This window comes from Agrobacterium sp. LMR679 (assembly GCF_027157905.1).
Classification (GTDB): domain Bacteria; phylum Pseudomonadota; class Alphaproteobacteria; order Rhizobiales; family Rhizobiaceae; genus Agrobacterium; species Agrobacterium leguminum.
Window position 1 is genome coordinate 1,904,606 of sequence record NZ_JAPVOJ010000001.1, and the last position, 15,162, is coordinate 1,919,767.

At 61.9% G+C, this 15,162-nt stretch carries 10 protein-coding genes; 9 read left to right on the forward strand and 1 reads right to left on the reverse strand.

All coding sequences use genetic code 11. The features are described from left to right. The 4 genes from galE to O3W47_RS08920 are packed head-to-tail and all read left to right on the forward strand — an operon-like array spanning position 1 to position 4,412. Positions 1 to 984 (forward strand): UDP-glucose 4-epimerase GalE, encoded by a 984-nt coding sequence (gene galE / locus O3W47_RS08905; protein ID WP_020811999.1) that lies wholly within the window; start codon positions 1 to 3, stop codon positions 982 to 984. Continuing rightward, the gene (locus tag O3W47_RS08910) at positions 981 to 2,918 is read left to right on the forward strand and encodes a glycosyltransferase family 2 protein (RefSeq protein ID WP_269313489.1); all 1,938 of its coding nucleotides are present in this window, start codon (positions 981 to 983) and stop codon (positions 2,916 to 2,918) included. Before galE ends, O3W47_RS08910 begins: the two co-directional genes overlap by 4 nt. Positions 2,919 to 2,932: 14 nt before the next feature. Further along, positions 2,933 to 3,436 (forward strand): DUF995 domain-containing protein, encoded by a 504-nt coding sequence (locus O3W47_RS08915; protein WP_003523821.1) that lies wholly within the window; start codon positions 2,933 to 2,935, stop codon positions 3,434 to 3,436. Between the two features lie 13 nt (positions 3,437 to 3,449). Beyond that, complete coding sequence (locus O3W47_RS08920; RefSeq protein ID WP_269313490.1) at positions 3,450 to 4,412, forward strand: glycoside hydrolase family 26 protein; 963 nt, start codon at positions 3,450 to 3,452, stop codon at positions 4,410 to 4,412. Positions 4,413 to 4,463: 51 nt separating this feature from the next. On the opposite strand, the gene O3W47_RS08925 is transcribed toward O3W47_RS08920, so the two are convergent. Continuing rightward, positions 4,464 to 5,648, reverse strand: a complete 1,185-nt coding sequence (locus tag O3W47_RS08925; RefSeq protein WP_269313491.1) for an AGE family epimerase/isomerase — start codon at positions 5,646 to 5,648, stop codon at positions 4,464 to 4,466. Between the two features lie 433 nt (positions 5,649 to 6,081). Between O3W47_RS08925 and bcsN the strand changes: the two genes are divergently transcribed. The 5 genes from bcsN to O3W47_RS08950 all read left to right on the forward strand — a co-directional run bounded on the left by bcsN (position 6,082) and on the right by O3W47_RS08950 (position 15,154). Continuing rightward, on the forward strand, positions 6,082 to 6,984 hold the full coding sequence (bcsN, locus tag O3W47_RS08930) for a cellulose biosynthesis protein BcsN (protein ID WP_269313492.1): 903 nt from the start codon (positions 6,082 to 6,084) through the stop codon (positions 6,982 to 6,984). Between the two features lie 94 nt (positions 6,985 to 7,078). After that, on the forward strand, positions 7,079 to 9,268 hold the full coding sequence (bcsA, locus tag O3W47_RS08935; protein WP_269313493.1) for a UDP-forming cellulose synthase catalytic subunit: 2,190 nt from the start codon (positions 7,079 to 7,081) through the stop codon (positions 9,266 to 9,268). Beyond that, positions 9,265 to 11,778: a cellulose biosynthesis cyclic di-GMP-binding regulatory protein BcsB gene (locus tag O3W47_RS08940; protein WP_269313494.1), complete on the forward strand. Its 2,514-nt coding sequence runs from the start codon at positions 9,265 to 9,267 to the stop codon at positions 11,776 to 11,778. The genes bcsA and O3W47_RS08940 overlap by 4 nt, the downstream gene beginning before the upstream one ends. Continuing rightward, positions 11,775 to 12,830 carry a glycosyl hydrolase family 8 gene (locus O3W47_RS08945; protein WP_269313495.1) on the forward strand — a complete coding sequence of 352 codons (1,056 nt, stop codon included), beginning with the start codon at positions 11,775 to 11,777 and terminating at the stop codon, positions 12,828 to 12,830. Before O3W47_RS08940 ends, O3W47_RS08945 begins: the two co-directional genes overlap by 4 nt. Next, entirely contained in the window at positions 12,821 to 15,154 is a 2,334-nt protein-coding gene (locus O3W47_RS08950; RefSeq protein WP_269313496.1) for a cellulose synthase, read from the forward strand. Before O3W47_RS08945 ends, O3W47_RS08950 begins: the two co-directional genes overlap by 10 nt. The last annotated feature ends 8 nt before the right edge of the window (positions 15,155 to 15,162 follow it).

The following is a 15,162-nucleotide window of genomic DNA, read 5'->3' on the forward strand; positions in this document are numbered from 1 at the left end:
ATGCCCCGCACAATCCTCGTCACGGGCGGGGCCGGATTCATAGGCAGCCACATCTGCAAGGCGCTGGCCCAATCCGGCTTCAAGCCCATCGCTTACGACAATCTCTCGACGGGTCACGCGGATTCGGTTCGCTGGGGTCCCTTCATCGAGGGCGACATTCTGGATCGTGGCCTTTTGAAAGCCACGCTCAAGGAGTTCTCGCCGGCCTTCGTCATCCATTGCGCCGCCAATGCCTATGTCGGCGAGTCCGTCGAGGATCCACGCAAATATTACCGCAACAATGTCGGCGGCAGTCTTGCGCTGCTGGATGCCTGTCTCGACCAGAATATCGGCGGGCTGGTGTTTTCTTCAAGCTGCGCCACCTATGGCGTGCCGCCGCAATTGCCCATCCGTGAGGAAACGGCGCAAATGCCGGTCAACCCTTACGGACGCACGAAGCTGATCTTCGAAATGGCGCTCGATGATTATGCCGCCGCCTACGGTTTGCGTTTCGTGGCGCTGCGTTATTTCAATGCCGCCGGGGCCGACCCGGACGGCGAGCTTTACGAGCGCCATGAGCCTGAAACCCATCTGATCCCGCGGGCACTGATGGCGGCTGCTGCAAGGCTCCCGCAACTGGATGTCTTCGGGGCGGATTACGACACCAGCGACGGCACCTGCATTCGCGATTACATCCATGTCAGCGATCTGGCCGATGCCCATGTGGCTGCTGTCAATTATCTTGCCGAGGGCGGAGAGACGCTGCGCGTCAATCTCGGTTCCGGTCACGGTACATCGGTCGGCGATATCATCCGGGCGATCCACCGCGTGACGGGGCAGGAAGTTCCGGTCCATTTCGGCGCAAGGCGCGCCGGTGATCCGCCAGCCCTGTTTGCGGATATCAAACGTGCGGAAGAAACGCTCGGCTTTATCCCGAAGCGTTCGGATATCGACACCATCATCCGGACGGCAGGTCCCGGTTTCGGACTGGAGGTGCGGTCATGAAAGCCCATTCCACCCCTTCCGTTCCATCGGCCCGGGCGGTTGCAGTCGCCGGCTATTTGCGGATGCTGCCGGTCTTTGCCGGCTGGAACCGCACGGCCTATCTTCTCGGCATCGGCGGCTGGCTGGTGACGCTCGCTTATTTCTGGATCTGGTGGCTCGATCGCGATCGTGTCATCGACTGGCCTTATTATACCGTCGTTACGATGACGCTCGCGTGGATCACGCTTCTGCCATCCTATTTCATCTTCATCTTTCTGAACGCGAAGGTTGTCGACCGGCGCTCCCCTCTGCCACGGGGCAGGGTGGCGATGGTCGTCACCAAGGCGCCGTCGGAACCTTTCGCGGTGGTGCAGAAGACGCTGTTGGCCATGCTGGAGCAGAAGGGCCTTGAATTCGACGTCTGGCTTGCCGATGAGGCTCCGGATGCGGAAACGCTGAAATGGTGTGGCGCGCATGGCGTTTTCGTTTCCACCCGACAGGGTGTCGCGGAATATCATCGCAAGACCTGGCCGCGGCGCACACGCTGCAAGGAAGGCAATCTCGCTTATTTCTACGATCACTACGGTTACGAGCGTTATGATTTCGTCGCCCAGTTCGATGCGGATCATGTGCCGGAACCGGATTATCTGCGCGAGATCATCCGTCCCTTTGCCGATCCGAAGGTGGGATATGTCTCGGCCCCTAGCATCTGCGACGCCAATGCCGGTGAAAGCTGGGCCGCGCGCGGCAGGCTTTATGCCGAGGCGAGCCTGCATGGCGCGCTGCAATTGGGTTACAATAATGGCTGGGCGCCGCTCTGCATCGGTTCTCATTATGCCGTGCGCACGAAAGCCCTGCGGGAAGTCGGCGGCCTTGGGCCGGAGCTTGCCGAGGATCATTCCACCACGCTTCTGATGAATGCCGGCGGCTGGCGCGGCGTTCACGCCGTCAACGCCATCGCCCATGGCGACGGGCCGGTGACCTTTGCCGATCTCATCGTACAGGAATTCCAGTGGTCGCGTAGCCTGATGACCATTCTGCTGCAATATTCAAGGCGCTACGTACCGAAGCTGCCGCCGCGGCTGAAGTTCCAGTTCCTGTTTTCGCAGCTCTGGTATCCGCTGTTTTCCGGCTTCATGGCGCTGATGTTCGTGCTTCCCGCCGTTGCGCTGATACGCGGCGATGTGCTGGTCAACGCATCCTATCCGGCGTTTCTGGCGCATTTCCTGCCGGTTTCGCTGATCATGATCGTGTTTGCCTTCTTCTGGCGGGCCACGGGCGCATTCCGCCCGCATGATGCGAAGCTCTTCAGCTGGGAGGCCATGGTATTTCTGTTCCTGCGCTGGCCCTGGTCGCTGATGGGCGTGCTGGCGGCGATACGCGACACGATCCGTGGCGATTTCGTCGATTTCCGCATCACCCCCAAGGGCACGCAGGCAAAACCGCCGCTGCCGCTGAGGGTCGTGGCACCCTACATTTTTCTGGCGGCGCTCAGCCTCGTGGCCATGGTTCTGGCGCCGCGGGAAAACGGGGCGGAGGGCTTCTTCGTCTTCGCCGCCATCAATGTGGCGATCTATGCGGGCCTTTCGGTGTTTCTGCTCATCCGCCATGCGATGGAAAACGGCTTGCCAAAGCTGCCGGCATTGCGCGGGGGAGCGACTGCCGCCGCCTGTTCATTGCTGCTGGTGGCGGGCAGTGCCGTACAGCTCAGCTCCCATGCGATCGGCGGGCTGGAGGCCCTGTCGCACGGGCAGCCCTATGTCAGTTTTACCGAAACGCGGTTCACGGTCGCCGGTGCGGGCGTGGAAGGTGCGAGATCGGTGCGTCTGAAACTGCGCATTACCGTACCAGGATTGCGCGGACCGCAGGAAATGCAGGCGGAACCCATCGTGGCGCCGCCGCCGGCGGTGGCGACCGGAGAGATCATGCTGGCCGACAATAGGGTCGGACAATGAAGGAGGAGGCTGTGATGAAAACAACAATAAGCAAATGCGGATTCTCCGCTTTCGTACTCTGTCTTGCGGTGGTCGTGCCAAGCGCGGTCCACGCTGCAGGCGGCACGAAGACGCCGAAACCGCTCAGAACCAGCGAAGTCGTGGACATGTACTTCGACAAGACCTGGAAATGGGAAACGGGCGGTGGACGCTTCATCGCCCAAGACCGCAAGTTCATCGCCGCAACGGAAGAAAAGGGCAAGAAGTCCATCGGTGAAGGCCGCTGGACCGTCGATGCCAACGGCACCCTGTGCATGCGCGCCACCTGGAAAAGCGCGGCAGGAAACGGCAAGGCCGATACCTGCTTCGACCACGGTCGCATTGGCAAGGTGCTCTACCAGCGCAAGCAGGGCGGGCCATGGTACGTGTTCCGGCACAACCCGCCACGCCCTGGCGATGAATTCCTCAAGCTCGTCCGCAAGGACGATGTCACGCCGCAGATCGCCGCTTACGACAAGGCGATGACGGCAACAAGGTAGGGAGTAAGGTGTCATGCAGATAACAAGAAGAAAACTTCTGTTCGCAGGTGGTGCCGCCGCAGCCTTTACCGCCGGCATGTATCCGGTGCTCAAGCTCGACGCGCAGGGTGTCGCCCCCATGACGTCGACGGGCATGAAGACACTTGCCGACAAAAGACCGACATTGCATGCGGACGGCATCCGTTTCGGTGCGTACGATCCGCACGGCGATTTCACGGCCCAGACCGGGGTGGCGACGGAACATCTGTTCCTGCCCTGGGAAGACGTGGATCTCGACAGTCTCGCACTTGCGGATGCCTACGCTCTGGAGCGCAAGCGCAACGTGCTGATCACCGTAGAACCCTGGTCCTGGGACGTTAACTGGCGGCTCACCTCCGACGAGTTGCGCCGCAAAGTGATGAGAGGCGACTACGACCAGAACATGCAGGCGATCGCCGCACGCATGTCGGCGATGAAAAGTCCGCTGATCCTGCGCTGGGGACAGGAAATGGAAGACACGTCCGGCCGCTTCTCGTGGTCGGGCTGGAACCCGCGTGATTACATCACGGCGTATAAGCGCATGGTGGACATGACCCGCAAGGCGGTTCCCAGCGTCAAGGTGATGTGGTCACCGAAAGGTCTGGACGGTCTGCAGGCCTACTACCCCGGTGACAGCTACGCCGATCTGGTGGGCCTCTCGGTCTTCGGTCTCGAGGAGTACGACAAGATCGAATATGGCGGACCGAAGACCTTCACCGATCTGCTGCGCAAGGGCTATGGACTTGTCGAAACCTTCAACAAGCCGGTCTGGGTTGCCGAACTGGGTTATGAAGGCGGCGATTCCTATGTTCGTCCGTGGATGAATGATGTGACGCTGAAACAGGTGGATTTTCCGAAGCTGGAAGAGGTCGTCTATTTTAACGACAAGGATGTTCACCCCTGGCCGCACAATCTCGGCAGACCGGACTGGCGCGTCGTGCGCCCGGCCAAGGTCTGATCTACGCCGAAAACCGGCGAGCGGCGATGCCGCTCGTCCGGTGGCCCGATACTAGTTGGCCGTCGCCAGCACGGCCTCTGCCTCATATATGGCGCAGACGATGTGATAAAACGTGCTTGCCGGCGCCGGTTCGTCGAGCATCGGCCTGTCGGCCGGCCATTTGTCGAACCACAGGCCCTTGACCGGCGTGTCGAGGAAAGGCTGCAGCGCGCCGATGGCGCTGAGACCGGAGGCGAGGTAACGCTGACGCTCCTCGCCGCCCGTGACGCTCGCAAGCCGCACCGAAGCCTTCAGCCATTCCGTCTGCGGCCATAACCGCGCCAGCCCGTCATGCACCGAAAAATCGTCGTAGAGGCTCATCACCGCCACCTTGCGGCGTGGGCAGATGCCGTGTTCTTCGCCGATCTCGAAGAGGCGTTTTGCCTTCCTGATCGCTTCATCATTCCCGCGCAGGCTGCCCCAGCGCACCAGAAGCCAGGCCCATTCGAACTGGTGCCCCGGTTCCATGATCCGGCCTTTGTCGCTGTCATGCGGTGTCCAGTCATGGGCGAAGAATTCGCGCAAGCCGCCATTGCCGCCATCGATGAAGCGGTTAAGCGCAAGATCGGCGATCTCGTCGGCCAGCGCCGACCACGGGCCGTCCGGATCCTGCACTTCCCAGGCCAGCATCGCCTCGAAGAGATGCATGTGCGGATTGGAGCAGAGCGGGGTGCGCGGCGGGTTCGCTTCCTCGAAGCCGGCGACCGGATGTCTGTAGTCGCGTTCGAGGATGGCAAGGATATCGAGCGCCCGGCCGCGCATCTCGTCCCGGCGCTCGGGAAGGCTTGCGGCCGCCTGTGCGGCGGCAAACAGCGCAAAGGCCTGATTGTAGAGATCGAAGGAGGGATCGATCAGCCGGCCCGTCTGGTCGGCAAGGTTGCCGTAAAGGCCGTTTTCAAGGCGGTAGACCTTCTCGAACCAGGAAAGCCCGTGCAGGAGCGCGTCTTTCCACGGTCCCTGCCAGCCGTGCTGGCCGGCAGCGGCGAAACAATAGGCTTGGCGCGGCTGCACGCGGGCGCGGCGGTCATCGGAAAAAACCGGTTTCGCATCCTGGCCGAGACGTTCGTAAAAGCCGCCATCCGGCCGGGCCGAACCCGCCTCCCACCACAGGGGCAGGGCGTCCTCATCCAGCCATTTGCGTAATCTTCCGATCTCTTCGGCAAGCGTCTGCGCGATGCTCGGAAATTGCAATGTCATACGTCAACTCTCTGTTTTTACAGTTGAATAAAAAGCGGACCAATAAAAATACGTCAATATGGAGGCAAGTAGACCATGGGACATATTGCGCTGCAACCGTAAAATTATCGACCTGACAGGAAGCCAACCCCCGGCAGCGTGATTGGTTCCACCTTCTTCCATGGCGAACATGGGGCGGCAATGGTGATTCGCTAGCCATAAAGTGTCAGAAATTACAACGCAAATTTGAGATTGCTTATTCGTAGTCCTCACGTATTTCGTAACAATGGTCTGGTCATTAGTGATTCGGTCTCCTTTTAACCTGGGCGGCGTTGGGGAAATAAAGGGGCGTAAGGCAGTGAATTTTTCTGCCTATACTTCATTGCTGTTCTCCATTGCAGTTCTGTCGGGCTGCAATACTCCCGCGGGCGTCCGGTCCTTCGGGGGACCTCAGGTGCTGTCTCCTTCCGAGGCGCTGGTTTTCCCGCCGCCCGGTGGCCCCGAAATCGTGACCGTGGTCAACCGCACCTATTCCAACGCCGTGGCGCAGCAGGTCATCTTGCGCTCCGAGGCCGCAACGCCCGGGCAGAACTACATCAAGGCGGAGTTTTTTGGCCCGCAACAGGCCGGCGATACCGGTGGCGACGCTCTGGCTTTTTCCGGTTTCAGGGCATCTTCCGTCGCGCGGGAAATCCGCGCCGAGTTTCCGGGCGAAAACATCGCCATGTCGGCAAATTACCTGCAGAACGGTTATGGCGCGTTCTCCTATGCCGCCGGCAGCGGCCGGGGTGACGACACCTGCCTTTATGGCTGGCAGGACATACGCTCGCCGGAAAGCATGCGGCAGGATTTCCGCAATCTCGGGCGCATCAAGGTGCGGCTGCGCCTTTGCCAGTCGGGCGCAAGCGTCGAGCGGCTGCTGGCGGTCATGTATAATTATACGATCACCGGCACCTACGCCTCGCCCAGCTGGAACCCTTACGGCACGCCGCAGGCGGTGGATAAAAATCTCGGGCGTCCGGGCCATCCGGTCTACCCCATAAAAGCGGATGAGCTGCCGATGCGGCCCGGCGGCGAGGTGACCGCCAGCGTGCCGTCCCGGCCCGTTCGCCGCACGGCTGCCGTTGCGCCGCCCGTCCAGCCGGAACCGCAGCCGCTTCCGCCCGTTGCTGCAGTCAGTATCCCGTCGCCCGCATCGGCTGGCGCACCCCTCCAGCCTGTAAGGCCCACGGTGGCGGGCAGGCGCCTGGACGGTGTGCTGGCGGATAGCGGCCGGCAACCGTCGCAGGCCCCGCAGGTATCCATTCCGTCGCCCGCATGTCTGTCCGGTTCGGGGGTGGCGTCAGGATGCAGGTGATCGCCGGAACCAGCGGGAAAGAGCACGCCAAGGCGCAGATCGCAAAAACTCCGGGCCGAAATTCCGGGTGGGGAAGACAACGGAAAGTTTCTGGATGAGCAAGGCCATCACAATCATTGTCTGGTTACTTGTGTCGCTTTGCGTTCTGGCCATCGTCACGATGCCGGTCAGCCTGCAGACGCATCTGGTCGCCACGGCGATTTCGCTCATTCTGCTGGCGACGATCAAGAGCTTCAACGGGCAGGGGGCCTGGCGTCTGGTGGCGCTCGGTTTCGGCACGGCCATCGTGCTGCGCTATGTCTACTGGCGCACCACCAGCACGTTGCCGCCCGTCAACCAGCTCGAGAACTTCATTCCCGGCTTTCTGCTCTATCTGGCGGAAATGTACAGCGTCGTGATGCTGGCGCTCAGCCTCGTCATCGTGTCGATGCCGCTGCCGTCGCGCAAGACGAGGCCCGGTTCACCCGATTACCGGCCGACGGTTGATGTCTTCGTGCCGAGCTATAACGAGGATGCGGAGCTTCTCGCCAATACGCTCGCAGCGGCCAAGAACATGGACTATCCGGCCGACCGGTTCACCGTCTGGCTGCTGGACGATGGCGGCTCGGTGCAGAAGCGCAACGCCAGCAATATCGTCGAGGCGCAGGCGGCGCAACGCCGCCACGAGGAGTTGAAGAAGCTCTGCGAGGACCTCGACGTGCGCTATCTGACGCGCGAGCGCAATGTCCATGCCAAGGCCGGAAATCTCAATAACGGGCTTGCCCATTCGACCGGCGAGCTCGTGACCGTGTTCGACGCCGACCATGCACCTGCCCGCGACTTCCTTCTGGAAACGATTGGCTATTTCGAAGAGGACCTGCGGCTCTTTCTCGTTCAAACGCCGCATTTCTTCGTCAATCCCGATCCCATCGAGCGCAATCTGCGCACCTTCGAGACGATGCCGAGCGAAAACGAGATGTTTTACGGCATCATCCAGCGCGGCCTCGACAAGTGGAACGGCGCATTCTTCTGCGGTTCGGCCGCCGTGTTGCGGCGTGACGCGTTGCAGGATACCGAAGGTTTCAGCGGCGTCAGCATCACGGAAGATTGCGAAACGGCGCTGGCGCTGCATTCGCGTGGCTGGAACAGCATCTATGTCGACAAGCCGCTGATCGCCGGGTTGCAGCCGGCCACCTTCGCAAGCTTCATCGGCCAGCGCAGCCGCTGGGCGCAGGGCATGATGCAGATCCTGATCTTCCGCCAGCCCCTTTTCCGGCGCGGTCTCTCGTTTACGCAGCGCCTCTGCTACATGTCGTCGACGCTGTTCTGGCTGTTTCCGTTCCCGCGCACCATCTTCCTGTTCGCACCGCTGTTTTACCTGTTCTTCGACCTGCAGATTTTCGTGGCCTCGGGCGGCGAGTTTTTGGCCTATACGGCGGCCTATATGCTCGTGAACCTGATGATGCAGAACTATCTCTATGGCAGCTTCCGCTGGCCGTGGATTTCGGAACTTTACGAATATGTGCAGACGGTTCACCTCCTGCCCGCCGTCGTTTCGGTGATTTTCAATCCCGGCAAGCCCACCTTCAAGGTGACGGCGAAGGATGAATCCATTGCCGAGGCGCGGCTTTCGGAAATCAGCCGGCCGTTCTTCGTCATTTTCGCGCTGCTGCTGGTGGCGATGGCCTTCGCCGTATGGCGCATCTACAGCGAGCCTTACAAGGCGGATGTCACGCTCGTGGTCGGCGGCTGGAACCTGCTCAATCTCATCTTCGCGGGCTGTGCGCTCGGTGTCGTTTCCGAGCGTGGCGACAAGTCGGCGTCGCGGCGCATCACGGTCAAACGGCGTTGCGAAGTCAAGCTCGAGGGTAGCGACGCCTGGGTGCCGGCTTCCATCGATAACGTGTCGGTGCATGGCCTGCTGATCAATCTCTTCGACAGCGCGACAAACATCGAAAAAGGCGCGACGGCCATCGTGAAGGTCAAGCCGCATAGCGAGGGCGTGCCGGAAACCATGCCTGTCAACGTGGTGCGAACGGTGAAGGGCGAGGGTTTCGTCTCGATCGGCTGCACCTTCTCGCCGCAACGCGCCGTCGATCACCGCCTGATTGCGGACCTGATCTTCGCCAATTCGGAACAGTGGAGCGAATTCCAGCGGGTGCGTCGCAAGAACCCCGGCCTTATACGCGGCACGGCCATCTTCCTGGCCATATCACTCTTCCAGACGCAGCGCGGCCTTTATTATCTGGTCCGAACGCTTCGGCCTGCTCCCAGAGACGCCAAGCCTGTCGGAGCGGTAAAATGACCGGCCGTAAACCCATCCGGGATTCTCTGGCAATGTTGGTATGGGGGGCCGTCGCCACGGGCGCTATGGCGCAGTCCTCCCCCTTCGACATGTCGCCGGAACGGCCCGCCCAGACGGCTCCGACACCCGTGCCGCCGTCCGCCGTTGCGCCTGCCGCGCCCCGTCAGCAGCCACCTGCCCAGATGCCGGCGCAAAGTCCGGTCCAGACGCCGTCTCAGCCATCCGCCCCGCCGCCATTTGCGGTTCAGCCCGCGCCGCAGCCGCAACAGCGCCCAGCCGTTCCGTTGCCGCCGCCGGTTGCGGCCCCTCCGCGTCAGGAAGGCGCAAGACCCGTTCCCGCAACGGCCCCGTCGCTCAACGCCGACAGCCGCCGCCGATACATCCTGCCCTATGAAAAGCTCAGCCTTTCCGGGGAGATGGACCGGCGGCAATGGAGCATCTATCTGACGCCGGAGCAGGTGAATGCCGCCGTTTCGCTTAATATCGGTTATCAGAACGCCATCGTGGTCGCACCGGAAAGCTCGAATTTTCAGGTCAGCCTGAACAATGTCGTGCTGGATCGGGCGCGTATCGAAGCGCCTGACAGCGAGGGCAATGTCTCCTTGAAGATTCCGCCCGGCGTCCTGCAGGTCGGCTCGAATGTCGTGAGACTGGGCGTACAGCAACGCCATAGAACCGATTGCACGATCCAGTCCACCTACGATCTGTGGACCGATATAGACCCTGCCAATACCTATATCGGCTTTAATGCGGATGTCGCCGGAAGCTTCGCCAATATCGACGATATTCAGGCAACGGGGCCGGATGGCAAGGCGATGACGTCGATCGAGATTGTCGCACCGGCGCTCGGCAATCCGGCATTTGCGGATTCTCTCCTGCGTCTTTCGCAGGCGCTGGCGCTCAGAACCCAGATGCCGAACCAGACGATCCGTTTCGTGGCCGCTCCTTCCACTGAGCGCAAGGCGGGCACGCTGACGGTCTTCGTCGGCACCGCCCGTGAGATTGCGGGAATTGCCGGAACGCTGCCACCCGAGGCCTCGGCAGGCGCTTTCGCCGGCTTTGGCGCCGCCACGCCGGGCGGTCTTTCACCGCTTTTTGTCAGCGGCCCCACCCCGCAGGCGGTGCAGGCGGCAATTGAGACGCTGTTTTCGTCGATATCGCGCACACCCGGTGCCCAGAGAACGACTTTTTCGACCCGCAGCTGGCACGCGCCGGATGTGCCGCTCGTCATGTCGGATCGCCGTATCGCGCTTTCCGAACTTGGTTTCGAAAGCACCGAATTTGGCGGCCGGCGTTTCCGCAACGAATTTTACGTCGGCATGCCAGCCGATTTTTATGCGTCCGCCTATGGTGAGGCGTCGCTTCTTCTCGATGCCGCCTATTCGTCGCAGGTACTGCCGGGCAGCCACGTCGATATCTACGTCAATGACCAGATCGCCTCGACCGTGCCGATTTCCAACGACGGTGGCGGCATTTTCCGGCATCTGCCGATCAGTGTGACGATGCGTCACTTCAAACCCGGGCCGAATAAGGTGACCATCGAGGCGGTGTTGATGACGGCGCAGGATCAGGCCTGCGCGCCCGGCGCGCCTGCCAGCACGACGCCGCGTTTTGCATTGTTCGACACGTCGGAACTCCATATTCCGGACTACGCACAGATCGGCCGCAAGCCGGATCTCGCTGCGATGGCCGGGGCCGGACAGCCCTATCGTACAAGTGGAACTCCTGTTGCCCTGTCGCTCGACCGTTTCGATACCGATACCATGTCCGCGGCAGCCACGCTGATCAGCCGGCTGGCAAGCGTGGCTGGGCATCCCATCGACATCGAGACTGTCGCATCGCCGCTGGTGATCGGTGACCGCGACGCGCTGTTCGTCGGCACGATTTCGCAATTCCCGCAGGCATTGATCGGCCAGTTCAATCTCGTTCCCTCCAGCCAGATATCCTGGAAAATGGGAACCGGCGTTCAGCCGCCCGCCCAGAGCAGCGAGACCCTTTTCAACGACTGGCGCGAGCGGGTGGACGGCGGTGTCTGGGAGGGGCAGGTGTCTTCTCTCGAGGAATGGATGAAGCGGAATTTCGATCTGAGCTCGGATACGCTGCGCTTCCTGCCGGCCGCCGAGCAGCTTTATGCGCCGCCCGGCAATGTCTCATTCATGCTTGCCCAGGGGCTCAGCCCCTCCGGCCAAGGGGTGTGGACGCTTGCCACTGCCCCGACATCGGCGGAACTTCGTGACGGCATGGCGGCGATGACGCGGGAAAACCGCTGGCGCGGTGTCACGGGACGTGTTGCCGCTTACGATGCCGCTGCCGAAAAGCTTGAAACGGTGGAGGTGGAGCGGCCGTATTTTTACGTCACGCGGGCGTTTTCCCTTTCCAACTGGAGGCTGGTCGCCGCCAACTGGCTGTCGTCCAACGTTCTTTCCTATTCGCTGGCGTTCATCGGTTTCGTGTCTCTCCTTGGCCTCGCCACTTTCACGATGCTGCGCATGATGGGACGGCATCGATGAAGAACGGGATCTCGAAACTGGCCGGTATTTTCTTCCTGTCCATGATGACGGTGATTGCCGGTATTTCCGTCAGCCGCGCCGCTTCGGTTTCGCCTGAGGCGTGGTCCGCCTATAAAGGCGCGTTTCTCGATCCCGGCGGCCGTGTCATCGATACCGGCAACGACAATATCAGCCATAGCGAAGGCCAGGGCTACGGCATGTGGCTCGCCGTGCTTGCCGATAACCTGTCCGATTTCGAGCTGATCTGGAGTTTCACGCGCACCGAGCTTTTGGTGCGTGACGACGGGCTTTCCGCCTGGAAATGGGATCCGCGCACCAGACCGCATGTAACCGATATCAACAACGCCACGGATGGCGATATTCTGATCGCCTATGCGCTGGCGCTGGCGGCCGGGCAATGGAACCGGCAGGATTATGCCGAAGCATCCGCAGCCATCGCATCCGCCATTCTCAGGAAGACGGTGGTCCAACGCGGCGGGCGAACACTGCTTCTGCCGGCGGCCAGCGGTTTCGACGAGAATGACCGGGAGGACGGGCCAGTGGTCAATCCTTCCTATCTGATTTTCGAGGCCTTTCCGGTGCTCAATCTTGTTGCGCCATCGCCGCTTTGGAAAGCGCTTGCCGATGACGGTGTGGTGCAGATCGGCACATTCGCTTTCAGCGATAGAAAACTGCCGGCCGACTGGGTATCGGTGAAGACGAAGCCGCAGCCGGCATCGGGTTTCCCGCCGGAATTCGGCTATAATGCGGTGCGCATACCGCTTTATCTCGCAAGGGCGAATATGGGGCCGCCGGAGCTGCTCGCCCGGCTGAAAGGCGGCATGACGCTGGAAAGCGGCGCTGCCGGGACCTTCGATCTGAAGAGCGGAGCGGTCAAGGATGTTCTGTCCGATCCCGGCTATCGCATCATTCCGGCGCTCGCCGGCTGCGTCAGCGGCGGGGCGGCCATTCCCGCCGAACTTAAAAACTTCCAGCCAACACTTTATTATCCTTCCACATTGCATCTTCTGGCATTGTCGTTTCTGGCAGGGAATAACGGGGAATGCCGATGAACAAGCCACTGTCGACCTCGGCTCTCATTCTGCTTCTGATAGCGCTCGCCGCCTTCCACTGGCGCGACAGCATTCTCGGGCGGGTGTCGGACGTGCATACCTCGGCGGTCGGCGACAACCGGGCGGTACAGCGTGTTTTGCCGACGGCGGCCAATCCGGCGCAAATCAACGCTTTCGTCAAGAACCGTGAAATGGCGCAGGTAACACAGCCCGCGATACCGCCGGTCACGGTGCCGGCGACCGATCCCTTGCCGGTGACACAGGCTGGCAGTCAGGCGCCGCAAACGCAGACGGCGCAGGCGCCCGCCCCTCGCGCCAACCAGCCTGCATCGGCCGATATGCCCGAGGTCGATCTGAGTGCGTTGCGCTATTTCGCGGCGAGGGGCGATACGCAGCGTCTTCAGGCCGAAATCGCGCGTCTGCGCACGCTTTATCCTAACTGGACGCCGCCTGCCGATCCTCTCGCCATTCCCGAAAACGGCGATCCGCGGCTCGACGCCATGTGGCAGCTTTATACCGACGGCCGTTATGCCGAAGTGAGGAAGGCGATTGCCGACCGCCAGCAGGCGGAGCCCGGCTGGCAGCCGCCCGACAATCTGACGGGTATGCTTTCCCTTGCCGAAGCGCGCCAGCGGCTCGTCAATGCTTCCGATCTCAAGCAATATGCGACAGTGGTGGATACGGCCGCCAACAATCCCGGCCTGCTGACCTGCGGCGAGGTCGATGTGCTGTGGCGGGTTGCCGATGCCTTCGCCAATACCGACCGGATGGGACGGGCGCGCGACGCCTATCTCTACATCCTCAACAATTGCACGGTCGCCAGCGACAGGCTCGCCACCGTGCAGAAGGCATCCGCGCTCTTGCCGGCGGAAATGATGGACGAGCTGCTGGCCAGGGAAAAACCCGGCGCGGACGGTCAGCTGGAATTCGAGCCGGTCAAGAACGATCTCGCCCGTCAGTTCGTGGCCAAGGCAGGGGAGAAGGAGGGCGTTGCCGTTCCTTCGGCCTATGTGATGCGGCTTCAGCGGCTTGCCGAGACCGACAAGCTTGCAAGCGACGCCCTGCTGCTCGGCTGGTACAATATCCGGCAGAAGAACATGACGGAAGCGGAGAAGTGGTTCCGCAAGGCGCGGGAAGAGGAAGACAGCGCATCTGCCTCGCAGGGGCTGGCGCTGGCGCTGATCGACCGTAACGAGCCGCGTGAGGCCGAGGACGTCATGTATAAATGGCGCAAGGCATCCGACGATGCGCTTGCGACCTATCTCGCCGCAACGGCCAATCTTCTCGCGCTGGAGCCGCCGGTCGTCCTGCCGCCGGAGGTGCTGCAACGTATCGCCGCCGAAACGGTGGTGCGCAAGGACGCGGCGACGGCGCAGCAATTCGGCTGGTACTCGCTTGCCTTCCGGCAGACGCCGCTTGCTTTGCAATGGTTCAGCACGGCCCTTGGCTGGAAACCCGATGATGAGCCATCGGCCTACGGCATGGCGGTCAGCTATCACGATCTTCGCAATCTCGCCGGTCTGCGTGGCATCCAGCAGCAATGGGGAGGCCGTTCGCAACGTATCGCCGATGTCGGAACGGCGCGCATGGTGGACCAGTCCGGGCAGGCGGTTGCTCCCATAACCGCACCGCCGGTTGTCGCACAGGTGACGTCGCCGCCCGTGCAGACCAATGCACCGCAGGGTGAGACGGCGGTGGTCTACAACCCGCCTGTCGTCCAGCAGCCTGAGCCTTCGCGCAAGCAGGCGCGCCGCCCCGCGCAGGTGCAAAGGGAAACCGGCGCCGCATCGCGCCCGCGTTCCTGCGCGGCCTATCCCGATCCGCAACGTCTGCCGCCACAGCAGGCGCTCGATCTCGGCTGGTGCCTGATGGAGACGAACCGGCCGGCGGAGGCTCTCAAAGCTTTCGAATCCGCGATTGAAAGCGGTCAGTCCAATGTCAAAAGCGATGCAGCCTACGGCCAGAGCCTTGCCTATCTGCGTATGGGCTTGACGGACCATGCGGCCGTCTCGGCGACGAAATCGCGTATGGATCGCCCACGCGCGACGGAGTTGCAGGTTTCGATCCTTGCCGATCGAGCGGTTTCCGCATTCGGGTCGAAGCGATATGCCGAAACGCTTCTCCTGCTCGACCAGCGGGCGCGGCTGGCGGATGAGCGCACGGACCTGATGGTGCTGCGCGGTTATTCCTACCTCGCCATGCGCCGTTATGGTGAGGCGGCCCAGATTTTCGAAAGCCTGACGGCTATCGGAAACAAGGATGGCATCCGGGGCCTGGCTGCGGTGCGCGCCGCCCGGCCGAGCAACGGTCCCCAGGGCGGCTGACGGGCGGC

What these genes read in the sequence shown, in the direction of transcription:
- galE (WP_020811999.1), top strand. Translation starts at nt 1, where the DNA reads ATGCCCCGCACAATCCTCGTCACGGGCGGGGCCGGATTCATAGGCAGC.
- O3W47_RS08910 (WP_269313489.1), top strand. Translation starts at nt 981, where the DNA reads ATGAAAGCCCATTCCACCCCTTCCGTTCCATCGGCCCGGGCGGTTGCA.
- O3W47_RS08915 (WP_003523821.1), top strand. Translation starts at nt 2,933, where the DNA reads ATGAAAACAACAATAAGCAAATGCGGATTCTCCGCTTTCGTACTCTGT.
- O3W47_RS08920 (WP_269313490.1), top strand. Translation starts at nt 3,450, where the DNA reads ATGCAGATAACAAGAAGAAAACTTCTGTTCGCAGGTGGTGCCGCCGCA.
- O3W47_RS08925 (WP_269313491.1), bottom strand. Translation starts at nt 5,648, where the DNA reads ATGACATTGCAATTTCCGAGCATCGCGCAGACGCTTGCCGAAGAGATC.
- bcsA (WP_269313493.1), top strand. Translation starts at nt 7,079, where the DNA reads ATGAGCAAGGCCATCACAATCATTGTCTGGTTACTTGTGTCGCTTTGC.
- O3W47_RS08940 (WP_269313494.1), top strand. Translation starts at nt 9,265, where the DNA reads ATGACCGGCCGTAAACCCATCCGGGATTCTCTGGCAATGTTGGTATGG.
- O3W47_RS08945 (WP_269313495.1), top strand. Translation starts at nt 11,775, where the DNA reads ATGAAGAACGGGATCTCGAAACTGGCCGGTATTTTCTTCCTGTCCATG.
- O3W47_RS08950 (WP_269313496.1), top strand. Translation starts at nt 12,821, where the DNA reads ATGCCGATGAACAAGCCACTGTCGACCTCGGCTCTCATTCTGCTTCTG.